Raw genomic sequence first — 23164 nt, forward strand, 5'->3', positions numbered from 1 at the left:
GATACCCGAGCGTATGGAGCTCTCGGTCGTCGTACCGACCCTCAACGGGCGGGACCGGCTGGCCGCCTGTCTCGACGCGCTGGCGACGCACGCCCCAGCCGCCGAGGTGATCGTCGCCAACGGCCCCTCCGCGGACGGGACGACCGGGATGGTCCGCGACCGCGACGACGTCGACGTGCTCGTGGAGATCTCGGACCGCACGGTCAACGTCGCCCGCAACGCCGGCATCGAGGTCGCGACCGGCGACGCAGTCGCGCTGGTCGACTACGACAACCGGATCGGCGAGGGATGGCTCGACGCCCTCCGAACCGGCCTCGCCGACGCCGACGCGGTGACGGGACCGGTGACGCCGGCCGAACCCTCCCGTCGGACCGAGGCGGGTGCTGACGGTGAGGGGGACAGCGCCGGCGCCGAGGACGACGCGGACGCGAACGGCGCGAACGACGCGAACGAAGCGGACAACGTGGACGAGCCGAACACCGGCCCCGAACGCCGGACGATCGCGGGCCGCGACGTGACCTACTTCGCGGGCGGGAACGTCGCCTTCCGGCGAGAGACGCTCCGGGACCTCGACGGCTTCGACGAGTACCTCCGGACCGGCGGCGCGCGTGACGCGGCCCACCGGCTCGCGCGGATGGGCCGCGAGGTCGCGTGGCGAGACGACCTCGCCGCGACGAAGGAGCTGCCGAGCCCGACCGCGGCCGACGGCGGGCGCAGCGCCCGCGAGTGGGGCTGGAAGTACCGGGCGCTCGCCTACCGACTCTTAAAGAACTACGGCGTCAGGCCGACGGTGGTGGCACGGGTCGGGTCGCACGCCGCGACAGACGCGATCGGCGCGGCCGTCGACGTGGTCCGCGGCGAGTCGACGCCCTCCCGGTGGGCCGCGACCGGCCGCGACGTGCTCGTCGGGCTCGCGGGCGGTGGCTCGGACGGGCTCGTCGCCCGCGGTCGCGACCGGAGCCCGGCCCGAAACCCGAACGGGATCACCGACCGGGCCGACCGCGCCGTGGCGAAGTACGACCGGCGGGAGCGGGAGGAGTGACGGGCCGCCCACGAAGGGACCGACGGACGATCGGTCGACCGCTGACCGACCGCCGGCGCGGAGCGCTCGTCCGTCCCCGCGCCTTTTAACCTCCGTCGTCGTCTACCGCCGGTAACGAATGGGACTCACGAAGCGGATCATCCCCTGTATCGACGTCGACCTCGACGACGACGGGGACGCGGCGGTGTACACGGGCGTCAACTTCGAGAACTTGGAGTACACCGGCGACCCCGTCGAGCTGGCGAAGAAGTACAACGCCGCGGGCGCCGACGAGTTCGTCTTCCTCGACATCACCGCGAGCGCCGAGGGGCGCGAGACGATGCTCGACGTGGTGAACGCGGTCGCAGACGAGTGTTTCATCCCCCTCACGGTCGGCGGCGGAATTCGCACGAAGGCCGACATCAAGGAGACGCTCCGCGCGGGCGCCGACAAGGTCTCGATCACGACCGGCGCCCTGGAGCGCCCCGAGCTCATCGAGGAGGGCGCCGCGGCGTTCGGCAGCCAGTGTATCGTCATCTCCGTCGACGCGCGCCGCCGACACGACGACGCGGGCGAGCACTTCTACGAGGACGACGACGGCGAGACGGTGTGGTTCGAATGCACGAAGAAGGGCGGCCGCGAGGGAACCGGGATCGACACCGTCTCGTGGGCGAAGGAGGCCGAGGAGCGCGGCGCCGGCGAGCTGTTCGTCAACTCCATCGACATGGACGGGACGAAGGACGGCTACGACATCCCGCTGATGACGGCCGTCTGCGACGCCGTCTCGACCCCCGTCATCGCCTCCTCCGGCTGCGGCGGCCCCGAGGACATGTACGAGGTGTTCACCGAGGCGAACGCCGACGCGGGGCTCGCGGCCTCCATCTTCCACTTCGGCGACTACACCATCGAGGAGACGAAGCGGTACCTCGACGAGCGCGGCGTTCCCGTCCGGTTGTAGCCGAGCCGTCGTCCGTCCTTACTCGGAAGAGAATAATTACCATTCACAACTGTTGTAGTTTTCAATAGTATCGATCGAAATCAACAGTTATTATGTGATGCCGAGCGAATCGCGACGTATGTCCACGTCATCGACGCGTGTCCGTGCCGAGCGCCCGGAGCTCGTCTGCAGGCGGACCGACGACGGCTCTGGAGACGGGGAGGTGACGTTCTTCGAACGGGACCGCGATCCCGACGAGCGGACGACGCGGTGGATCACGGTCCGGGAGGCCGACTGCGTGCCGCGCGCCGAGTGGCGGTAGGGGGGACCGGACCGGTGCCGACGGGGCCTCCCGGCACGGTCGGCGTCGGACTCGAAACGGAGCATCGAAGGCGAGTCGCGAGCGTCGCTGACCGCCGCCGCCGGCGGAGCGAGGCGCGCGGTGAGGACCCGTGACCGTAACCATCGGGTTATTAACCGACCGCCGGCGACATCTCATTCCACGTCGATTTCACAGATGATCCGGGGTCCAGTCTCGCGGTTCTCGAACGTTCTCCTCGTGCTCGGGGCCGCCGCCGTCGGCGTTCTCGTTCCGCAGCTGTCGCCGTACCTCGATCCGCTGATCACGCCGCTCGTCGTCTTCCTCGTGTTCACGTCGCTCCGGGGGGTCCGGTTCGCGTCGATCGACTACTCGTCGTACGTCGCGGTCGTGGCCCTCTCGCTCTGTCTCTCGTACGTCGTGTTGCCGCTCGCGGGAATGCGTCTCGTCGCGGTCGCGCTCGGGGACGCGCCCGCCCTCGGGTTCGCGATCGCGCTCTCTGTGCCGACGACCGCGGGGAGCGCGATAATCTGGACGCGGCTCGCGCGCGGCGACGTACAGCTGGCGACGCTCACCTCGATCGCGTCGCTGCTCCTCGCGCCGGTGGCGACTCCTCTCGTGCTCACCCGGCTCGTCGGCTCGCGTATCGCCGTGCCGACCGCGTCGATCCTCACGGACCTGGCCGTGATCGTCGGCGGCGGGGTGCTGCTCGCGGCGGCCGTCCCGACCGACGCGCTGTCGACCGAGGCGATCGAGCGAAGTTCGACGCTCGCGATACTCCTCCTGATCTACACGGCCGTGGCCGGCGCCGGCGTCGGCGGGGTCGACGCCGCGGCGCTGCTCGCCGTCGTCGGCGTCTCAGGCCTCCTGTTCGGCGTCGGCGCGGCGCTCACCGCGGGCTGTCAGCGCGCGTTCGGCATCGACCGGGACCGGGCGTTCTCCCTGTTTTTCACCACGAACCTGAAGAACCTCGGGATCGCGCTGCTGGTCTCGCTGCCGTTCGCCGACCCGCTGGTCACCGTCTCGATCATCGTCTACTACGTCGTCCAGCAGATCGGCGGCGCCGCGCTCGCGGACGCGACGTGAGACCGCGGTCGTCCCGTCTCCGACGACGACCCCGACACCGCGTCGGTCGAATCGCGTCGCCGATCGCTCCGGGTCAGTCGTCGGCCGGGACGGGGTCGGCCGTCAGCAGGTCGCGGTCGTCGAGCAGCGCGACCGTCGCCAGCCGGATGGCGTGCGGCCAGCCGAGCGGGGTCGCGCTGTCGGGCGTCCCGTCGTCGAAGAACTGCTCCGGGAGGTAGCTCGTCGACTCGCACAGCGTTCCGCCCGGCGAGACGTGCGCGAGGAGCTCGCGGGCGCGCTCGGCCATCCGGTCGGCGCGCGGATCGTCGTGAGCCGCGAGCAGGGCCGCGAGCTCCGCGCAGGCGTTCGCGCCCCACGCCGTCGAGACGGTCCACACCTTCTCCGAGAGCTGCCCGGCCCGCCGCCACCCGTCGCCCTCGTACCGGATTAGTCCCGATATCTCGTCGCTCTCGTGGGCGAGCCCGTCGACGACCGTCTCCACGTGCGAGACGAGCCGGTCGAGGCGCTCGTCGTCGACGGCCCCGCTCGCCCCGCCGCTCCCGTCGCTCTCGCCGAGCGCGTCGTACGACCGGTGCGCGCTCGCCAGCGACAGCGTCGAGGAGTCGAGCCTGTCGTCGATCGCTCCCTCGGGCGTCTCGCGGAGCGCGTAACAGCCGCGCTCGGGGACCCAGAGGTCGTCGAGCGCGTCGTACACCCGCGTCGCCTGGTCGCGGGCGTGGCCGGCGAGGTCGTCCGGAAGAGCGTCCGCGTCGAAGTCGGCACCGGGGGCGGCCGCGTCGCCGTCGGGGGAATCGGCGGCGTCCGTCCCGGCTTCGAGCGCGCCGGCGTCGAGCCCGTCGCCGGGGAGCGCGAGCTCGCTGTACGCCTCGAGGAACGTCGCCGCGGTGTGGGCGAAGCGTCCGGCGCTGTCCTCCCACGCGTTCTGACAGACGACGGGGCGGCCGTCGTCCTCCAGCGTCTCGTCGAGCCCGGCGAGCGCGGCGACGAGGGTCGCGTCGAGGTCGGGGACGTCGACACCGGTCGCCCGCGCCTGCGCGAGGTAGGCGATGACGCTCCCGGTCTGGTCGGCCTGGTAGTCGACGTCGGGACCGTCCTCGATGCGGGCGTTCGCCCAGCCGGGCGCGAGCGCGCCGTTCCGCGGCCACACGCGGTGAGGCCACGAGCCGTCCGGGCGCTGGGTTGCGACGTACATCTCGGCCGAGCGGGCGTGCCAGTCGTCGAGCCCGAGCCCGAGCCGGTCGTCGGCGCCGAGCAGGAACGTCGAGATTTCCGCGTCGTCACGAAACCACGTGTAGCCGTAGCCGCCGGAGGTCGCGTAGAACGGGTCGAAGTCGGGGCCGGCGATCCGGAGACCCGACTCGGCCGAGAGCAGCGAGAGCACGCGGAGGTCGGCGATCAGCGACTCGCGGGCCGGCGCCGACGCGGGGACCGAGGGCGTCGTTTCGTCCGCCGCCGCGGCGAGCGCGTCGACGGAGTCGAGCTCCGAGAACAGCTCGTCGAGCCGGGCGCGGGCCGCCTCGCGCGGAGTCTCGTCGCGGTCGGTCAGCAGCGACGCGACCGTCGCGACGCCGCCATCGAAGGGGACGTCGGCGATCACCTCGCCGGAGAGGCGCTCCTCCTCGTAGCGGTCGCTGTCGCGATCGCGGGGGAGGTCGGTGGGGGCGTCGTCGACGAGCTCGTGGAACGTCGCCGGGAGCTGACCGCGGAGGTCCGAGAAGCCGGTGGCGCTCGCGAGGAAGTCGCGCTCGTCGGCGTGGTACACCTCAACCGCGTCGTCGTACCGGAGCTGGCCGATCCGGTCATCGCGGCCGTCCGGGGCGAATCGGGCGTAGACGACGAGCGAGAGGGCGTCGGGATCGACGTTCGCGTGCCCGTCCTCGCCGACGTCGACCGTCGCGCGCGTGACGTGCGCGTCCCCGAGCGTGACGTCGTGGCGGGTCACGGTGGCGGCGTCCGCCTCGTGGACGGTCTCGATCAGCGTCGCGTCGCCGACGTACCGCTGTTCGGTTGAAGTCTCGTCGAGCCAGGTGATCTCGTCGCCGACCGCGAGCCCGATCCGCGAGCGGACCAGCCCCGTCTGCCCGGTCAGCGGGTAGCCGAAGTCGCGGAGCTCGCCGTCGCCGTCGACGTGGACGAGCCGCCCCTCGCCCCCGGAGAACCGCCCCGTGACGGTCCGCCGTTCACCGGGGAACCGGGTGGCGTGTCCGGCGTTGCGCTTGTAGTCGTCGAGCGCGTCGCGGAGTTGCATTACGCGGACGAACGGCCCCTCAGCGTATGAAGTTTTGGTGTAATTATTGTTCGTGAGTTTCAGAGACGGAAACCCTCAAGCCGGGGGGCGCCCGGGTACCCCCATGCACGAGCCCGGACCCCCGCGGACGACGAGCGTCGGCGAGTCGGTCGAGCTGGCGCCGCGGTCCCCGGACCCGGACGGGACGTACGAGTGGGCGGTCCGCGACGCGCCGGCCGCGAGCGCCGTCGACGCCGGCGACGGGCCACGAGCCGAGAGCGAGGGCGGACGAACGGGAAGCCCGCCGGTCCTCGCCCGCGGCGCGACGAGTCGGTCCGACTCCCCGGTCGTCCACCTCCGGCCGGACGCGCCGGGGACCTACGTCCTGACGCTCCATGCGCCCGACGGGACGCACCGCCAGCGCGTGCGCGCCTTCCCGGACGAGCGCCGGGAGGTCGAACTCCGCGTCCCGGCCGCGGACCTCCCGGTCGCCGACGCCGACGTCGACCGCGTCTCGCTAATGTGGGCGCACAACGAGCGCCTCCTCGCCCGCGACCGCCCCGAGCGCGACGGCGACGACTGGGTCCTCGAGACCCGCGTGCCCCCGGGCCGCCACCGGTTCGGATTCGTCGCCAACGACGACCTCGGCGACGAGCGCGGCGACGTCGTCGAGGTCCCGGGCCCCGGACGCCCCCGGCTGTCGCTCGACGCGCGCGTCGAGGGCGGCGGGGACGGCAAAGGCGGGACGGACACCGGAAGCGGCGAGCCTGCAGTCGTCCTGACGGCCGACGTCGACGCGCCGCCCGCGCTGGGCGACCGCGACGAGCCGAGCGCGTCCGCCGTCGGCGTCGAGTTCCTCGTCGACGACCGCGACGCGACCCCCGAGGCGGTCGCGCGGATCGAGTCGCTCGCAGACGGAACCACGCTCGCCGTCCCGCTCGGGGAGATCCCGGACGACGCGCTCGACGGCGACGGACTCAGGGTCCACGCGGTCCCGCACGCGGAGCGGTACGGGGCGGCTGAGACGGTGCGGATCGGGCGTGACGGCGACGACGGACGGACAGCCGAAGGCGACGGCGCGCCGGTCGCGGTCACCGACCCCCACGCGCCGCCGGCGTGGGCCGACGCGCCGACGATCTACGAGGTCTTCGTCCGGTCGTTCGCGGGCGACACCCTGCCGACCACGTTCCGCGAGATCGAGCGCCGCGTACCGTACTTAGAGAGCCTGCACGTGGACGCGCTCTGGCTGACGCCCGTGCTCGCCTCGCCGACGGAGCACGGCTACCACGTCACCGACTACTACGAGACGGCGAGCGACCTCGGCTCCCGGGCGGCGTTCGAGTCGCTCGTCGAGACCTGTCACGACGCCGGGATCCGGGTGATCTTCGACCTCGTTATCAACCACACCTCCCGGGACCACCCCGCGTTCCAGATGCACGCCGCTGGCGTCGAGGAGTACGCCGACCACTACCGGCGGGCCGACGGCGACTTCGACGTGACCGGAACGGACTGGGCGGAGCTTGCGCCCGGCGACATGCCGGAGTACTACTTCGACTGGCGGCGGATCCCCAACCTCAACTTCGACAGTCCGACCGTCCGTGAGTGGCTGCTGGACGTGGTCGACGAGTGGGCCGCCGTGGTCGACGGCTTCCGCGCCGACGTGGCGTGGGGCGTCCCGCACGGCTTCTGGAAGGAGGTCGCCGACCGCGTCCCCGACGACGTCCTCCTGCTCGACGAGACGCTCCCGCACGACCCCTTCTACGGCGAGGGGGAGTTCGACCTCCACTACGACAGCTCGCTGTACGGGGCCCTCGGCGAGGTCGGCGCCGGCAGGGCGCCCGCGGACGCGGTCGCCGAGGCGTTCGACCGCGCCGCGTGGCTCGGCTTCGACGACCCGGGCGCGCAGCTCCGCTACGTCGAGAACCACGACGAAGAGCGGTACCTCGCCGAGCACGGCCGCGACGCCCTGAAGGCCGCCGCCGCGACCGTCTTCGCGCTCCCCGGCGCGCCGATGATATACGCCGGCCAGGAGCGCGGCAACGAGACGTACCGGGGCCCGATCCGCTGGCACGACGGCGACAACGACCTCACCGACTTCCACCGCGAGCTCGCCGCGCTCCGCGAGCGCGAGCCGCTCCTGCGGGAAGGCGCCGTCGCGTTCGACGACTCCGCCGCTGACGTACGCGTCGTCGACGGCGACCCCGATCGGGTGACCGCGTGGGCCCGGACGGCGGAGGGGGGCGACGAGGCGGACGGCGACGCGGCAGACGGCGACGCGGCGGGCGGAGAGGATATCCACCTCATCGTCGTCGTCAACTTCGGGAGCGAGCCGGCGATCGTTCGGGTTCCGGACGGGATCGAGACCGACCTGTTCGGCGACCGCGCGGTCGGACCCGAGGTCGCCGTCGACGCCGTCGCCGTCCTCAGATAGGGCCCTCTCCGTCGCGACTCCCGCTCCCGCGACCGCCGCGTCGTCCGGCCCTTATAAGAGGACGCCCCGTCCTCTGTCCGTATGGACGACCGGACGCTGAACGACCTCCTCCGCCGATTCGGGCTCTCGGACAAGGAGATCGACACGTATCTCAGTCTCTTGGCGCACGGCGAGGCGAAGGCGAGCACGATCGCTGACGCCGCCGGCGTGTCGAAGCGCTACGTCTACAGCGTGAGCGAGTCGCTCGCGGACCGCGGATTCGTCGAGGTGAACGACCACGTCGTGCCGACGACGATCCGCGCGAACCCGCCCGACGAGGTCATCGACCGCCTCCGCTCGGACGTCGACGCGATCCGGCCCGGCCTGGAGGAGCGCTTCTCGCGGGTGGAGCGGCGGGCCGAACAGTTCGAGGTGATCAAGTCCCGCGTCACCGTCGTCAAGCGGATCCGGTCGCTGCTCGACGACGCGGAGTCGGAGGTGACGCTGTCGATCGCGGCCGACCACCTCCCGGAGGTCCGAGAGTCGCTCGCGGACGCGGTCGACCGGGGCGTGCTCGTGCTCCTCGTCGTCTCCGACGTCGAGAGGACGTCGGTCGGAGGCGCCGACGGGGAGGCGGTCGACTCCGACGGCGACGCGGTCGACCTCGAGGGCGTCGCCAGCGTCGTCCGGACGTGGGGCGAGGCGATGCCCACGCTGCTCACCGTCGACTCCGCGGCCGGCGTCGTCGCGCCGCCCGAGCTGCTCCGCCGGTCCGACACCGACCGGCAGGCGATCCGCTTCTCGCAGGAGCAGCTCGCGCCCGTCATCGTCGGCTCCTTCCTCGGGAACTACTGGCCGGCCGCGAGCGAGGTCGCGACCGCGCCGCCGGCGCCGCTTCCCGTCGAGTACGAGAACTTTCGGCACGCCGTCCTGCAGGCGACGCTCCGCCTCCGCGCCGGCGAGACGCCGCGCGTGACCGTCGGCGGACGGTGGACCGAGAGCGGCGAGGCCGCCGAGGTCGTCGGGCGCGTCGTCGCGGCGAAACAGGGGACGGTCGAGCCGACGAACAACGAGTTCCCGGTCCAGCACTCGCTCGTCGTGGAGACCGACGAGGGGACCGTCACCGTCGGCGGGAAGGGCGCCTTCGTCGAGGACGTGGAGGCCGACCTCGTTCGGATCGAGGCCGGCGAGCCGACCGAAGCGGGCGGGACTGAGGCTGACGGGAGATAACGCGGGAGAGCCGCACCGAACGTCGCGCTACTCCTCCAGGCTCGGGTGGGTCTCCTGCGGGTCGGGGTGCGGCTCCGCGAACCGCTCGCGGGTCGCGTCCAGCGAGGCGGCCTCGCGCTCGCGGCGCTCGTCGGCGCCGATCTCCTCGCAGCCCGGCGGCAGGTCGCGGCCGCGGTCGGTGAAGTACCCCTCCGGCGCCACCCAGTCGTGGTAGAAGGGCGCGTCGTCGTCCTCCAACAGCGTGACCGCGACCTCGGCGCCGTGGCCGGCGCACACCGCGGCCTGGTGGGGTTTCTCCGCGAGCCGCCCCGCCGCGTACAGCCCGTCGACGCCGGTCCGGCCGCGCTCGTCGACGTCGATGTACGCCTTCCCGCGGTCGAGGATCCCGACGCCGTCGACGCCGTCGAGGTAGCCGACCTCGTTCTTCGTCGCCGCGACGACGTACCGCGTCCGGATCCGGTCGTCGCCGTCGGTGGTGACGGCGAACCGGGCGTCGTCGTTCGGATCGGTCTCGTCCGTGTCGTCGGCGTTGCCGGAGTCGACCGCGTCGATGATCTCGACCCGCGTCACTCGGGCGTCGAGCCGGTCCGCGCCGGCGGTCTCGGCCTGCTCGCCGAGGAGGTCGAGCAGCTGGCGGGCGTTGACGCCGAGCGGGAACCCGGGGAAGTTCTCCAAGTGAGCGTTCCGTCGGAGGAGCGACTCGCCCGGGTCGACGACGAGCGTGTCGAGCCCCTGGCGCGCCGTGAAGACGGCCGCCGAGAGCCCGGCGACGCCGCCGCCGACGACGACCACGTCGCGCTCGGTGGTCCGTGTCTCGGTCATCGGTCGAACACCCGTCCGCTTCGTCGGAGACGGTCTCGGTGCTGGGCCGCCGACGCGTGGTTCGAATCCATACCCGTCGACACGAGCGGAACGAGGAAGTGGCTTCGGTCGCGCGTCGCGACCGGCCCCGGGAGCCGAGAGAGCGAGGACGGACCGGTCATCGCCGCACCCGAACCGGGTTGGCGGCGGCGATGAACGGCTCCTCGCCGTCGGTCGCCGCGAACGCGAGGTCTCCGCACGCGCCGCGTTCGACCCGCCACGCGGGCAGCGCCGGGACGTCGTAGTCGGTCGGGTCGCCGTAGGTCGCCGCGACGGCCCACTCGCGGGCGCGCATCTACAGGTCCCCGTTGACGATGTCCGCGACGCGCTGCCGGTCGAACAGCTCCGCGTCGTCGGTGACGGGGCCGAACTCGTCCGGATACATCTGCTTCGCGGCCCGTTCGGTCAGGAAGAGGTTGTGGATCGGCCCCTGGTAGAGGTAGCCGCCGCGGTAGACGCGGCCGTTCTGGACCGCCGTGAGCTCGCTTCCGACGGGGTGGTCCTCCATGTACGCGAGGACGGTGTCGCGGAACTCCGTCGGGGATTTGCGCTCGTGCCCGCGGACGAGGATCACGTCGGGGTCCACTTCGAGCAGGTTCTCGTAGTCGAGTTCGCCGCGGTTCGTGGTGCTGAGGTTCTCGACGTCCGTCCCCGCGAGCGCGTCGGTCACGCCCAGATCGAGCCACTGCTTCTTGCTCGTCCCCTTGTCGACCAGTCGGTACGGAGAGAACGTCTCCGGCTCGTCGGTTCCCTCGAACGTCAGGAACACCCTCGGCCGGTCGTCCGCTGGCGGAAGGCGCGATTGCACGTCCGCGATGAACGACTCGTGGAGCTCGGCGAACGCCTCGTAGCGCTCGCGCTCGTCGAACGCCGCCGCGACCCGCTCGAACGCCTCGTACAGCGTGTAGTACCGGTAGTCGTGCCACCCGTCCGACCGCCGGAAGATCAGGTTGCCGAAGAACGGGGCGACGTTGTCGCGGATCTCCTCGACGTCGCCTTCCCCCCAGTCGAACCAGTTGACGAGCATCTGGGGGTCGTACAGATGGAGGTCAGCGTCGAGCTCGTAGAACTCCTCTTTCGTCCTGACCTCAGGGTACGCCTCGATCGGGCTCCGGTCGACCTCGACGCCCGGGAGCTCGTCGTAGACGTACGTGTAGTACCGGTCGGCGTTGCCGATGCCGGCCAGCCCGTCGCCTTTCCCCAGCGCGACGGCCATGTCCGCGAAGCCGCCGTCGTACGCGATCCACCGCTCCGGGACCGCCTCGAAGGTCACCTCGCCGACGGGTTCCATGGAGGCGGTGTACGGGAGCCCGGCGGACGCGTCGTCGTCGGGTTCCGATTCGGTCGAGGCCGTCGAGTTGCTCTCCGCGTCGCCGTCGCCGCTCTCCGCGCCGCCACCGCCGTCGGCGCCGTCGCCGCCGCCGGTGCAGCCGGCGAGGAGGCCGCCGAGGGCGACCGCGCCGCCGTACTTCGCGAACGCTCTGCGAGTCGGTGCTCCGCGTGCCGCGTCGTCTCTGGGCATACTTTTAGGCTAGCCTAAAAAGATTTAACCGCTTCGGTTTTTAGGCCAACCTAAACCAACCGATGCCGCTCGGACCCGGCCCCTACTCCGGATCCTCGTGCCGCGCGCGCAGGGGCGTGACGCGGGGGCCGTTTTCGGTGGCGACGACCTCGGCGTCGACGCGGAACACGTCCGCGAGCAGGTCTTCGGTGACGACCTCCTCCGGGGGACCGCGGGCTCGGATCTCGCCGTCCTTGAGCGCGACCATCCGGTCGGCGAGCCGCGCGGCCTGTTCGATGTCGTGGAGCACGACGACGACCGTGACGTCGCTCTCGTCGCGCAGCGTCTCGACGATCTCCATCACCTCCATCTGGTGGTGTAAGTCGAGGAACGTCGTCGGCTCGTCTAAGAGGAGCACGTCGGTGTCCTGCGCGAGGACCATCGCGATCCACGCGAGCTGCTTCTGTCCGCCGCTGAGGCTCCCGACCTCGCGGTCCCTGAGGTGGCCACAGCCCGCCAGCTCGATAGCGCGGTCGACCGCGCGGGCGTCCTCGGCGGTCGTCCGCTCGAAGAAGCCGCGGTGCGGATAGCGACCGTGATGGACCAGGTCCTCGACGGTGATGCCGTCCGGCGACGTGCTCTCCTGTGACAGCAGGCCGAGCTTCCGGGCGAGCGCCTTCGTGTCCATCGAGTGGACGTCGCGCCCGTCGAGGAGCACGGAGCCGTCCTCGGGCGAGATCTGGTTCGCCAACCCCTTCAGCAGGGTGCTCTTGCCCGAGCCGTTCGGGCCGACGAGGGCGGTGACCGCCCCCGGTTCGGCCGCGAGCGAGGCGCCGTCGACGACCGGCTCAGGGGCGGTCGGATACCCCAACACGAGCCCCTCGGCGTCGAGGTCGCTCGCGTCGGCGGCGTCCGCCGCCGCGCGCTCCCCGTCCGTTTCGCTCGGTGTGTTCGCGCCGCTCAGTTCGTCCGGATCCGTCGCGTTCGCGCGTTCGATGGACATTCAGAGTTCACCCATGTTCTGCTGTCTCCGCATCAGGTACAGGAAGTACGGCCCGCCGACGAGCCCGGTGACGATCCCCACCGGGATCTGCGCGTCCGCGCCCGTCACCACGCTCATCCCGAGCCGGGCGCCCACGTCGGCGGCGACCATCAGCGCGGGGCCGACGAACAGACACCCGACGATCACCCGCTTGTAGTCGCTCCCGACGAGGTTCCGCACCACGTGCGGGACGATCAGCCCGACGAAGCTGACGATGCCGGCCACCGCGATGCTCGCGGCCGCCGCGAGCACGGCGACGCCCGACAGCGCGAACCGCACCTTCTCGATCGACATCCCGAGCGACTTGGCGGTCTGCTCGCCCAAGAGCAGGAGGTTCAGCTGCCGCGAGCCGGCGATCGAGAGGAGCACCGCGACGACCGTCCACGGCAGCGCCAGCCGCACCTGTTCCCAGTCCGTTCCGGTCAGCGAGCCGGTCGTCCACTGGATCGCCGACTGGACGACGCCGATGTCGTCGGCGAAGAAGAACAGCGCCGTCTGGAGGCTCCCGAAGACGGTCCCGACGATCACGCCCGCGAGCACGAGCCGGACGGGGCTCGTCCCGTTCTTCCACGCGATGGCGTACACGATCAGGAACGCGGCCGCGCCGCCGAGCGCCGCGATCAGCGGAAGGAACGCCGAGAGGCTCCCGAACACGACCAACGTCAGCAGGATCATCAGCCCGGCGCCGGAGGAGACGCCGAGGATGAACGGGCTCGCGAGCTCGTTCCTCGTGACCGCCTGGAAGATCGCCCCCGAGACGCCGAGGTTCATCCCGACGATCGCCCCGACGATCACCCGCGGCAGGCGGATGTTCCAGACGATCAGCGTGCCGTGCGACAGCTCCGGGAGCTCGCCCCGAAACCCCGTGACCGCCCGCATCAGCTCCTCGCCGACGAGGAAGTTGAGCAGCCACCGCGAGTCGAGCAGGACGGCCGGGTCGAGGACGGCCCGCCACGCCTCGCCGACCGTCATCGAGTACGCGCCGAAGCTCACCTGCACGAGCCCCGCGGCGACGACCACCGCGAGGCTGGCGAGCGCGACCGTGACCAGCTTGGGGTCGAACAGCCAGCCGAATCGGCTCGCCCCCTGCGAGCGGCGGGTCGAGGCCCCGCCGCCCACCGCGGAGCCTTCCCGGCTCATCGCGTCCCTCCGGCGGCGGTCCCGGCGTCGGCCGGTTCCTCGGCGTCCGCGGAGCCGCCGTCGGCCGCGTACGACGCGATCGCCCCGTCGTCGATCGCGTCGAGCAGCGCCTCGGCCCCGTGGGCGTCGACGACCGCGGTCGGATCGAGGTGCGCCGCGAGCGCGCGCCGCCCCGTCGCCGCCCGCGACTCGGCCTCGTCGGCGTCGACGTACGACGAGAGCGACGCGTCGATCGCGGCCTCGCGGACGCGCGCGAACCGCTCCGAGTCCGGGTCGACCGGGCCGTCGGCGTGGCGCTCGTCGAACCGCTCGGCCCGTCGGTCGCGGTCGGCCCGCTCGTCGTCCATCTCCGCCTCGCGACGCAGCCAGTCGACGCCCTCGGCGGCCGCGGGCCACCAGCCGTCGTCGATCCGCGCGTCGGCGACGACCCGCTTCCCGACACGGGCGCCGCGCCCGGACGCCGTGACGACCTGACGGTCGGCGTCGGACGGCGAGGCGACGTAGAGCCCCTCGACCGGCGTCGTCCCGTCGCGGTCGGCGTACCCCCGGTCGAAGTGCTCGCGTCGCTCGCCGTCGTACTCGTGGGTCTCGAACATCGCCTCGTCGTTGTCGAGCCCACGGAGGTAGCCGCCGCCGTACCGCGTCGCCGCGACGACGCGGCGGGCGGTGACCGGATCGCCCGCCTGCGGCGTGACGCGGAAGCCGGCGGGGACCCCGTCGGGCTCGCCCGCCTCGGGGTCCAGCCGGTCGACGGACTCGACGAGGTCCGCGACGACCGAACACCCCGCGCGCTCCGCGTGGGCGTGCGCGAGGTCGGCGAAGGTCTCGACGTCGACGCCCGCGGGGAAGCCGAGGTAGTTCTCCAGATGCGCGCAGCGGGCGAGCGACGACCGACCGCGGTCGAAGACGGCGACGTCGAGTCCCTCGCGCGCGGCGAAGATCGCGGCCGAACAGCCCGCCGGACCGCCGCCGACCACGACGACGTCGCGATCGACGGGGGGGCTCATTCCGCGCCTCCGGAGACGATCGCGGCGACCTCCTCGCGGTCGAACAGCTCCTCGTCGGCGCCGAACTCGTCGGGATACAGCCCCTGCGCGCCGGCCTCCAGCGTGAACAGGTGGATGAGTGGACCCTGATAGATCGGCCCGCCGCGGATCACCCGGCCCTCCTGGACCGCCGTGAGCTCGCTCGCCACGTCGTGGTCGCGCATGTACGCGAGGACGGTGTCCTCGAACTCGCCGGCGGTCCGAATCGTGTCGCTGCGGACGAGGATCGCGTCGGGGTCGACCTCCAGCATCGTCTCGTAGTCGATGGTCCCGCGGTCGGAGGTGCTCAGACCGCTGACGCCGGTGCCGGCGAGCGCGTCCTCGACGCCGAGGTCGTGCCACTGCTTGTTGTTCGTCCCCCGATCGGAGACGCGGTACGGATAGAACTGGTCGGGCTCGTCGCCGGCGCCGTACGTCAGGAGGGCGGTCGGTCGGTCGTCGACCGGCGGCAGCCGCGACTGGACCTCGGCGACGTACTCGTCGTGGAACGATTCGAGCGCCTCGTACCGGTCCTCGCGACCGTACACCCGCGAGACCTTCTCGAACGTCTCGTACAGCGTGTAGTACCGGTAGTCGTGCCACGGGTCCGTCCGGCGGAAGACGGTGTTCCCGAAGAACGGGGCGACGTTGTCGCGGATCTCCTCGACGTCGGTGCGGTCGAGGCCGAAGAACGAGTTGTTCACCAGCCACTCCGGGTCGATGAGGTGGAGGTCGCTGTCGAGCTCGTAGAAGACCTCCTTGTCGATGCCCGTGTCCAGCACGATGTCGTCGAGCCCCTCGACGTCGACGTCGACCCCGTCGAGCTCGTCGTAGTGGTGGTCGTGATACCGGGAGTTCTCACCCATCGCGACGAGCGAATCCTCGACGCCGAGCGCGACGCACATGTCGGCGTACCCCGGGAAGTACGTCGTGACGCGTTCCGGCGGCGCCTCGAAGCGGAGCTCGCCGACCGGCGCCATCTCGACCGCGTACGAGTCGCTCGACGCCGACTCATCGGACGCACCGTCGTCGGACTCGTTCGCGGAGTCGTCGCCCCCGTCGCCCGCCTCGCCGTCGGTCGTCCCCGGAGAGCCGGCGGGGCCGTCACCGGTACAGCCCGCCAGTACGCCCGCGCCGATCACCGCGCCGCCGTACCTGATCGCGTCACGTCGCGTCGGCCCGTCTCCGTCCGCGTCGTTCGACATATGATTTAGGCCACCCTAAAGGAATATATCGCTTTCGAATTTTAGGAGAGCCTAAAACGAGAGTGACACGTAATCGGTCGGGTCGCTCTCGGCTGATTGATCCGGGAGAAAATACAGATATTATATCTAATATGTTCTGAGGTATCTGCTCGTTTGAATCCGCTGTAGCCCGCTTTCTCGTGTTTTAGGTGGTGCGAAAAAGTGTTTTTACGTTGATAAGATATAAGTGGAGCGGGGGCGTACGCCTAACCGTCATGAGCACGCAGAAAGAGACGCGACAGCGCGCCGGCACCGTCGAGGAGAACGCGCTGCGAGTCGAACCGGAGAAGGCCGAGCAGATCGTCGAGGCGCTGAACACCGACCTCGCCGACGCCTACGTCCTCTACCACCAGCTTCACAAGCACCACTGGAACGTCGAGGGGGCCGAGTTCCTCGACGTCCACGTGTTCCTCCAAGAGGTGTACGAGGACGTCGAGGCGGCCGCCGACGAACTCGCCGAACGGCTGCAGGCGCTCGGTGGCGTGCCGCACGCCAGCATGACGACGCTCGCGGAGAACGCCACCGTCGAGCCGGAGGACGAGGACGTGTACGACATCCGCACGTCGCTCGCGAACGACCTCGAGATGATGGGCGACATCATCGAGAGCTACCGGCAGCACATCGAACTGGCGGAGGGGCTCGGCGACTACGCGACCGGCGAGATGCTCCGCGAACAGCTGGAGGACATCGAGGAACACGCCCACCACATCGAACACTACCTCGAAGACGACACGCTCGTCACGGAGTCCGCGACGGAGTAGTCGGGGAACGCACGCCGATCGAGACGCCCGAGACCCTTCAGCGGACGTCCGGCGCCGTCTGGTCGGTCCGACCCGGGAGCGTCGCTTCGATCTCCAGCTCCGGTTCGCCGACGCCCTCGAAGTCGATCTCGAGCTCCACGGGCTCGCCGAACGCGAAGGGGAGCTCCCACTCCTCGGTCTCGATCCTGAGTTCGTCGCCGTCGCGGAGCTGTTCGCCGAGCGCGATCAGGAACTCGCCGGCCTCGCTCGCGTCGAGCCGGTACTCCTGCTCGAAGTTCCGACCCGCGATCACCGTCCGATCGCCGTCCGGCTCGGACGACCGTTCCGGGTCCGAGTCGGAATCGGGATCGGTGGCGGACGGTTCGTTGGACATGTTATCGACTCACGTCGACGACGAGGTCGCTCGCGATCCACCCGTCCGTGTTGTCGACCTCCATGAACACGGACCGACCGGGACGCCCCTCACAGACGTTGATAGCCGGAGTTCGAGTCGTTTCCGATTCGGATCGAGCCTCGATGCTGGACCGCGCGGCCGTTGACATTGCGCCTCTTTAGGCAAACCTAAAACAAAAAGGATGCGGTTGCGGTCAACGGTCGGGAGGGCTCTCGGGGCCGCGAGACGCGCGACCGGGCGCGGGGTCGGTCGTCCGAGGCGCCGTTCACTCGGTCTCGGGCGACGAGACCACCAATTCGTCGGGAGAGAGGTCGGCACCTTCGGACAGGAGCCCGACGAGGCGGTCCGCGACGTCGGGGCTTATCAGCCCCGCCATCTCCATCGCCTCGCGCTCGTGGGCGTCGAGGCCGAGCACCTCGCGGAAGAACCACGAGAGCAGGACGTACGACTCGTGGAGTTTCGCCGCGCGCTCTCGGCCGCCGTCCGTGAGCGTCGCCCCCGCGTACGGCTCCCGGACGACGAGGCCGTCGGCCTCGAGCCGCTGGAGCATCTCGGTCGCCGCGGCCGGAGAGCGGTCGAGCAGGTCGGCGACGCGCCCGGACGGAATCGGAGGCTTCCCCCGATGTTCCGCGATGTACAGGGCGAGAAGGTACTGCGGTACCCGCCCGCCCCCTCGATCGCCTGCTGCGGCCATATTTTTAGGCCAGCCTAACAATATAAACCAGTTGCGGAAGGAAGCCGCTCGATCACTGACGCGACCGAAAGTGGGGCCGTCGGCAGAGCGGACGGAACCCGAGCGACGAGAAGCGTATTCGATATAGCGACAGATGATTTATTCGGCCGCGAACGCCCGAACGCTCTCGAACGAGCCGTCGGCGATAGCGCCGGCGATTCCCTCGATATCGGCGTCTCGGGGGACCTCGTGGGGATACTTCCGACTGAAGTACCGCATGAGGTTCGCGACGTCGCGCTCGAGGAACTCGCGGGCGTTCTCGTGGTCGACGGGGACCGCTTGCGGCCAGTCGAAGATCGTGACGCCGCTCTCCGCGACCGCGACGTTGTGTTCGGACATGTCGGCGTGGACCCAGCCGAGGTCGTAGGCGGTGACCAGTTCGCGGAGGACCAGATCGAGGACCGCGGAGGCCTGTTCGGGCTCGAGTTTCGCGCGCGCGAGCTCCGCGCCGTCGAACTTGTCCATCACGATGGCGTGCCGGTTGTGGTCGACCGGCCGCGGCACGCTCACGTCGGGGTACATCGCCTCCATCGCCTCGTACTCGCGCTCGGCCGCCTTGCGCGCGGTGTACATCCAGGAGACGTGGTCGCGGTCGGCGGTGTACTCGCGCTCGCGGCGCACCTCGCGGAAGTTGGTGTACCCCTCGCGGTGGTACTTCAATGCGAGCGGCTTGAACGACTGCGCCTCGTACACGTCTCCCTCCTTGCCGAACCCCAGGGGCGAGCCCACGCCGTCGATGGTCTCGCGCTCGGCGAACGTGCGGAGCGCCAGGGCGTCGTACCCCTCGAAGGTGAGCTGGTACCCCTCGTACTGGATCGTCTTCCGTTCGATCAGCTCGCGGTCGAGACACCGGTCGATCCGGTAGTCGACCTCCTCGCGCGTCAGGTCGGCGTAGTCGGGGAGCTTGTCCCGGCGGACCCACTCGGAGAACCGCATCCCCTGCTCGACGCCCGAGAGGAGGTAGAAGTCCTCGGGATCGAGCTCCGCCATGTCGCCGGCGACGTTTCGAACCATACGGCCCCTACTCCGGCGATTCCTAAAAGAGGCGCGCGTTCCGCGAGCGGTGTCAATAAATGGTATTCCGCGATAGAAAATGCGGATTTGCCGCCGCCGCGCGAGCGCAACCGCTTTCGGGGCGGCGGGCGGAGAGGCGCGCATGACCGCGCCGACGGGGAATTGGCGGCTGATCCGGGAGGAGGCCCGCCCGGGGCCGATGCAGATGGCGCTCGACGAGGTGGCGGCGGAGACGGCCGCCGCGGGCGGACCGGCGACGCTCCGGACGTACCGGTGGGACCCGAGCTGTCTCACGCTCGGCTACCGACAGGACCCGGAGACGGTCGACTGGGCGTTCTGCGAGCGCGAGGGGATCGACGTGACTCGCCGCCAGACCGGCGGCGGCGGGATCTACCACGACGCGCACGGAGACGTCGCCTACTCGATCGCGGTGCCCGCCGCCGACGTGCCCGGCGAGCTACTCGACTGTTACCACCTGCTCTGCGAACCGGTCCTCGACGCCTTCGACCGCCTCGGGATCGACGCGGGCTACGTCGAGGAGTCGATGCCGGAGCTGTACCACCCCGCCTGCTACCTCCGGGAGCTCCACCCCGCGCACGACGTGGTGGCGGGGTCGAACGGAGCGGACGGCTCGGAGGGATCGAGCGACGACGGCGCGACGGACCGCCGGAAGATCGCCGGCAACGCGCAGTACCGCAAGCGCGACGCCGTGATCCAGCACGGCTCGCTGACGTTCGCCGTCGACGCGGAACGCCACCTCGGCGTCTTCTCCGACCCGCCGGTGTCCCCCGAGGAGTTCCGCGAGCGCGTCGTCGGCATGGACGAGCTGGTCGAGGTCGATCGGGCGGACGCCGTGGCGGCAGTCGAGGGCGCGCTCGTCGCGTGGGTAGTCGGAGCGGACGACAGCGACGACGCCGAGGGCGACGCGGTCGCGCTCGACCGTGACGGATCGTGGTCGAGCGCCGAGCTCGCCCGGGCCGAGGAGCTCGTCGAGGAGAAGTACCGCGACGACGGGTGGGTCCGGACGCGACCGGGAAACGACGGCGCGTAGTCGCCGGAGACGGGGAAGGCGGGACCGCCCGGTTCCGAAGGGGCTTTTTCAGTCGCCCCCGTTGTGGCGGTATGAGCCTCAAGGTCGGCGCGCACGTCTCGATCTCCGGGTCGCGCGCGTCCAACGATCCCGAAACCCCGCCGTACGGAAACATCGCGAACGCGGTGTTCAGACAGAAGCAGTTCGGCGGCAACTGCGGGCAGATATTCACGCACTCCCCGCAGGTGTGGCAGGACCCGGACATCGGCGACGAGGAGGCCGAGCAGTTCCGCGAGGGGACCGAACGCGACCTGGTGGGACCGTGGGTGATCCACACCTCCTACCTCGTCAACCTTTGTACGCCGAAGGAAGGGCTCCGCGAGAAGTCGCTCGACTCGATGCAGAAGGAGGTCGACGCGGCCGCGAAGCTGGATATTCCGTACGTCAACGTTCACCTCGGCGCGCACACGGGCGCGGGGGTCGAGGGCGGTCTCGACAACGCCGCGAGCGTTATCGACGACATCGACGTTCCCGACGGCGTCACGATCCTCATCGAGAGCGACGCGGGCGCCGGGACGAAGCTCGGCGACGAGTTCGAGCACCTCGCGGGGATCATCGACCGCACCGACACCGACATCGACGTCTGCGTCGACACGGCCCACGCGTTCGCGGCGGGATACGACCTCTCGACGTCCGAGGCGGTCGACGAGACGGTCGCCGAGTTCGACGACGTCGTCGGCTTAGAGCACCTCGAGTACATCCACCTCAACGACTCGAAACACGCCTGCGGCACCAACAAGGACGAGCACGCGCACATCGGCGAGGGGCACATCGGCGAGGCCGGGATGGAGCGGATCGTCAACCACCCGGACCTGGCGGACGTGCCGCTGGCGCTGGAGACGCCGACCGAGAACGGGAAGAGCTTCGCGTGGAACATCGAGCGCGTCCGCGAGCTGCGCGCGGAGTGAGTTCGGGGCGCCCGAGCCGTCACGGGAGCGATGCGACGGGGATCCTCGAAATTTATTTAAAATTGTCCGACGCGGATTTATATACTCGGGGCCGTGATCCACGGATATGACCACCACTGAGGCGCTCCTCATCGGTCGCCGGCGCCGCCTGGCCCTCACGATGGTCGGCGGGTTCGCCGGTCTGGTGGCGCTCTCGCTAGCGGTCGCGGTCGTCGCCGAGCGCGCGGGCATCCCGACCGCGGCGGCGCTGACCGACCGGCTCGTGCCGCTCTTGGCCTTCTACGCACCGGCGCCGATCGCGGCCGTCGGCGGGTACGCGCGCTGCGGCGGCCCGGCGTGTCTCGCGGTGGGAGCGGTGCCCGCGGTCGTCTTCGCCGCGCTCGTCGTCGTCGGGACCGTCTTCGGCGTGCCGGGGGTCGGCCCCGGCGACTCCCCGATCGGCGGGGTGACGATGGCGTTCGCCGCGGTCGGGCTGACCGGCGCGTTCGTCGGCTACTGCGCCGGCGTCACCGCCGCGCTGCTCTCGGACCTCGCCGGGTTCGGGAGCGACGGCGACGAGGAGTGAGAGCCGAATCTCGCCCGGACGGTCGAGTTCCCCACGTTTAATTCGCCCCGCGCCGAACGCGGGGCCGTGCGACGCTTCTCCGCGGAGTACCTCGAACACACCCGGCAGGGAATGTGGGCCGACGGCCGGGAAGCCCTCGCGGACCTCGAGCTGGCGAGTCGCCGCCGCGTGCTCGACGTCGGCTGCGGCACCGGCGAGCTGACTCGCGTCCTCGCCGCGGAGGCGGGCCCGGAGGCGACCGTGATCGGCGTCGACGCCGACCCCGACCTCCTGGCGGTCGCCCGGGAGGAGACCGAACTCCCGTACGTCGCCGGCGACGCGACTCGGCTCCCGCTCCCGGACGACGCCGTCGACCTCGGCGTCTGTCAGGCCCTCCTCATCAACCTCCCCGACCCGACCGCCGCTGTCCGGGAGCTCGCCCGCGTCTCTTCCGACCTCGTCGCCGCGATCGAACCGGACAACGGCGACGTGACGGTCAGTTCGACTGTCGCCGCCGAGGAGCGACTGGAGCGGGAGGCCCGCGAGGCGTACCTCGACGGCGTCGACACCGACGTCGCCCTCGGCGACCGCGTGCGCGAGGCGTTCGCGAGGGCGGGGCTCGAGGACCTCCGGACGCGCCGGTACGTCCACGAGAAGCGGACCACCCCGCCGTACGCCGAGCCCGCGCTCTCGTCCGCCGCTCGGAAAGCGTCCGGGGCCGGGCTCGCCGACCACCGCGACGAGCTGGTGGCGGCGACCTCCGTGGACGCCTACGACGACCTCCGGCGGCGCTGGCGCGAGATGGGCCGCGAGGTGGTCGACGCGATCGGCGCCGGCGAGTACGAGCGCGTCGAGCGCGTCCCGTTCGACGTGACGGTGGGTCGGGTGGCGTAGGCGACCCCCACGGCCGGAAGGTCGAAGTCGGCGGGGAGCGATCCGTGCGACATGCCGGCCGCACTCGTGACGGGGTCTTCGAGGGGTATCGGACGGGCGATCGCGCTCCGGTTCGCAGACGACGGCTACGACGTCGCCGTCAACTACCGCGCCAGCGACGACGCCGCCGAGGCCGTCGCCGACGCGGTCCGCGACCGAGGGCGCGAGGCGGTCGCCGTCGGCGCGGACGTCTCGGACCCCGACGCCGCCGCGCGCCTCGTGGAGACCGCCGCCGACGCGTTCGGCGGGGTGGACCACGTCGTCAACAACGCCGGGATCGACCAGCACGTGTACACCGAAGACCTGAGTCCCGACGACTTCGACCGGGTCATGGACGTCAACGTCAACTCCGCGTTCACCGTCACGAAGGCGGCGCTCCCGCACCTCCGGGCGTCCGAGGACGACCCCTCGGTGACGAACGTCTCGTCGATCCTCGCGCACACCGGGGCGCCGATCGAGTGTCACTACGCCGCCTCGAAGGGCGCGCTCCTCTCGCTCACCCGGAGCCACGCCGGCGACTTCGCGCCCGAGATACGGGTGAACGCGATCGCGCCCGGCCACGTCGAGACGGACATGACCGACGACCGGACCCCGGAAGAGAAGCGCGAAGAACTGGCCGAGATCCCCGTCGACCGATACGGCCAGCCCGAGGACATCGCCGACGCGGCCGCCTACCTCCGGGACGCGACGTTCGTCACGGGAGAGACGCTGAACGTGAACGGCGGGGAGCTGATGCGGTAGGGG

24 protein-coding genes are annotated in these 23164 nt (G+C 70.8%); 12 read left to right on the top strand and 12 right to left on the bottom strand.

Annotated features, from left to right (window positions below; translation table 11 throughout):
- Positions 1 to 13 precede the first annotated feature (13 nt).
- The 4 genes from FGM06_RS12470 to FGM06_RS12485 all read left to right on the top strand — a co-directional run bounded on the left by FGM06_RS12470 (position 14) and on the right by FGM06_RS12485 (position 3363).
- Entirely contained in the window at positions 14 to 1042 is a 1029-nt protein-coding gene (locus tag FGM06_RS12470; protein WP_144799561.1) for a glycosyltransferase family 2 protein, read from the top strand.
- A 118-nt stretch (positions 1043 to 1160) separates the two neighbouring features.
- A complete protein-coding gene (hisF, locus tag FGM06_RS12475; protein ID WP_144799562.1) occupies positions 1161 to 1979 on the top strand; it encodes an imidazole glycerol phosphate synthase subunit HisF in 819 nt (272 codons plus the stop codon).
- Positions 1980 to 2097: 118 nt separating this feature from the next.
- Entirely contained in the window at positions 2098 to 2280 is a 183-nt protein-coding gene (locus FGM06_RS12480; RefSeq protein ID WP_144799563.1) for a DUF7511 domain-containing protein, read from the top strand.
- A 195-nt stretch (positions 2281 to 2475) separates the two neighbouring features.
- The gene (locus FGM06_RS12485; RefSeq protein WP_144799564.1) at positions 2476 to 3363 is read left to right on the top strand and encodes a bile acid:sodium symporter; all 888 of its coding nucleotides are present in this window, start codon (positions 2476 to 2478) and stop codon (positions 3361 to 3363) included.
- 73 nt (positions 3364 to 3436) lie between these two features.
- Here the strand turns inward: FGM06_RS12485 and FGM06_RS12490 are convergent, their stop codons facing one another.
- Positions 3437 to 5611: a glycoside hydrolase family 15 protein gene (locus tag FGM06_RS12490; protein ID WP_144799565.1), complete on the bottom strand. Its 2175-nt coding sequence runs from the start codon at positions 5609 to 5611 to the stop codon at positions 3437 to 3439.
- A gap of 103 nt (positions 5612 to 5714) precedes the next feature.
- Here FGM06_RS12490 and FGM06_RS12495 point away from each other — a divergent pair, with 103 nt between their 5' ends.
- Both FGM06_RS12495 and FGM06_RS12500 read left to right on the top strand, forming a co-directional pair.
- The gene (locus FGM06_RS12495; RefSeq protein WP_144799566.1) at positions 5715 to 8021 is read left to right on the top strand and encodes an alpha-amylase family glycosyl hydrolase; all 2307 of its coding nucleotides are present in this window, start codon (positions 5715 to 5717) and stop codon (positions 8019 to 8021) included.
- An 81-nt stretch (positions 8022 to 8102) separates the two neighbouring features.
- Positions 8103 to 9230: a TrmB family transcriptional regulator gene (locus tag FGM06_RS12500; RefSeq protein WP_144799567.1), complete on the top strand. Its 1128-nt coding sequence runs from the start codon at positions 8103 to 8105 to the stop codon at positions 9228 to 9230.
- 27 nt (positions 9231 to 9257) lie between these two features.
- On the opposite strand, the gene FGM06_RS12505 is transcribed toward FGM06_RS12500, so the two are convergent.
- The 7 genes from FGM06_RS12505 to FGM06_RS12530 form a co-directional block, all read right to left on the bottom strand.
- On the bottom strand, positions 9258 to 10052 hold the full coding sequence (locus tag FGM06_RS12505; protein WP_144799568.1) for an FAD-dependent oxidoreductase: 795 nt from the start codon (positions 10050 to 10052) through the stop codon (positions 9258 to 9260).
- Between the two features lie 157 nt (positions 10053 to 10209).
- Positions 10210 to 10386, bottom strand: a complete 177-nt coding sequence (locus FGM06_RS16080; RefSeq protein WP_186311015.1) for a hypothetical protein — start codon at positions 10384 to 10386, stop codon at positions 10210 to 10212.
- Entirely contained in the window at positions 10387 to 11613 is a 1227-nt protein-coding gene (locus FGM06_RS12510; RefSeq protein WP_144799569.1) for an ABC transporter substrate-binding protein, read from the bottom strand.
- 82 nt (positions 11614 to 11695) lie between these two features.
- Positions 11696 to 12595, bottom strand: a complete 900-nt coding sequence (locus FGM06_RS12515; protein WP_144799570.1) for an ABC transporter ATP-binding protein — start codon at positions 12593 to 12595, stop codon at positions 11696 to 11698.
- Positions 12596 to 13774 carry a FecCD family ABC transporter permease gene (locus FGM06_RS12520; protein WP_144799571.1) on the bottom strand — a complete coding sequence of 393 codons (1179 nt, stop codon included), beginning with the start codon at positions 13772 to 13774 and terminating at the stop codon, positions 12596 to 12598.
- On the bottom strand, positions 13771 to 14781 hold the full coding sequence (locus FGM06_RS12525; protein ID WP_144799572.1) for an FAD-dependent oxidoreductase: 1011 nt from the start codon (positions 14779 to 14781) through the stop codon (positions 13771 to 13773). The genes FGM06_RS12520 and FGM06_RS12525 overlap by 4 nt, the downstream gene beginning before the upstream one ends.
- Entirely contained in the window at positions 14778 to 16004 is a 1227-nt protein-coding gene (locus FGM06_RS12530) for an ABC transporter substrate-binding protein (RefSeq protein ID WP_144799573.1), read from the bottom strand. Before FGM06_RS12530 ends, FGM06_RS12525 begins: the two co-directional genes overlap by 4 nt.
- A 254-nt stretch (positions 16005 to 16258) precedes the next feature.
- On the opposite strand from FGM06_RS12530, the gene dpsA reads away from it, so the two are divergent.
- Positions 16259 to 16804, top strand: coding sequence for a DNA starvation/stationary phase protection protein DpsA (gene dpsA, locus FGM06_RS12535; protein WP_144799574.1), 546 nt, complete (start codon positions 16259 to 16261; stop codon positions 16802 to 16804).
- 37 nt (positions 16805 to 16841) lie between these two features.
- On the opposite strand, the gene FGM06_RS12540 is transcribed toward dpsA, so the two are convergent.
- The 4 genes from FGM06_RS12540 to FGM06_RS12550 all read right to left on the bottom strand — a co-directional run bounded on the left by FGM06_RS12540 (position 16842) and on the right by FGM06_RS12550 (position 18945).
- Positions 16842 to 17177 carry an amphi-Trp domain-containing protein gene (locus FGM06_RS12540; protein WP_144799575.1) on the bottom strand — a complete coding sequence of 112 codons (336 nt, stop codon included), beginning with the start codon at positions 17175 to 17177 and terminating at the stop codon, positions 16842 to 16844.
- A 1-nt stretch (position 17178) separates the two neighbouring features.
- Complete coding sequence (locus FGM06_RS16085; protein ID WP_186311016.1) at positions 17179 to 17346, bottom strand: hypothetical protein; 168 nt, start codon at positions 17344 to 17346, stop codon at positions 17179 to 17181.
- Positions 17347 to 17463: 117 nt separating this feature from the next.
- Entirely contained in the window at positions 17464 to 17892 is a 429-nt protein-coding gene (locus tag FGM06_RS12545) for a metal-dependent transcriptional regulator (RefSeq protein WP_144799576.1), read from the bottom strand.
- A 138-nt stretch (positions 17893 to 18030) separates the two neighbouring features.
- A complete protein-coding gene (locus FGM06_RS12550; RefSeq protein WP_144799577.1) occupies positions 18031 to 18945 on the bottom strand; it encodes a serine/threonine-protein kinase RIO2 in 915 nt (304 codons plus the stop codon).
- Between the two features lie 142 nt (positions 18946 to 19087).
- Here FGM06_RS12550 and FGM06_RS12555 point away from each other — a divergent pair, with 142 nt between their 5' ends.
- From FGM06_RS12555 to FGM06_RS12575, 5 genes are all read left to right on the top strand, one after another.
- Entirely contained in the window at positions 19088 to 19996 is a 909-nt protein-coding gene (locus tag FGM06_RS12555) for a lipoate--protein ligase family protein (protein ID WP_144799578.1), read from the top strand.
- Positions 19997 to 20067: 71 nt separating this feature from the next.
- Positions 20068 to 20943 carry a deoxyribonuclease IV gene (locus tag FGM06_RS12560; RefSeq protein WP_144799579.1) on the top strand — a complete coding sequence of 292 codons (876 nt, stop codon included), beginning with the start codon at positions 20068 to 20070 and terminating at the stop codon, positions 20941 to 20943.
- Positions 20944 to 21049: 106 nt separating this feature from the next.
- The gene (locus FGM06_RS12565; protein ID WP_144799580.1) at positions 21050 to 21508 is read left to right on the top strand and encodes a hypothetical protein; all 459 of its coding nucleotides are present in this window, start codon (positions 21050 to 21052) and stop codon (positions 21506 to 21508) included.
- Positions 21509 to 21574: 66 nt separating this feature from the next.
- On the top strand, positions 21575 to 22381 hold the full coding sequence (locus FGM06_RS12570; RefSeq protein WP_144799581.1) for a class I SAM-dependent methyltransferase: 807 nt from the start codon (positions 21575 to 21577) through the stop codon (positions 22379 to 22381).
- A 51-nt stretch (positions 22382 to 22432) separates the two neighbouring features.
- Entirely contained in the window at positions 22433 to 23161 is a 729-nt protein-coding gene (locus FGM06_RS12575; protein ID WP_144799582.1) for a 3-oxoacyl-ACP reductase family protein, read from the top strand.
- Positions 23162 to 23164: the final 3 nt, after the last annotated feature.

The sequence above is a fragment of the Halorubrum depositum genome, from assembly GCF_007671725.1.
In the GTDB taxonomy this organism is placed as follows: Archaea; Halobacteriota; Halobacteria; order Halobacteriales; family Haloferacaceae; genus Halorubrum; species Halorubrum depositum.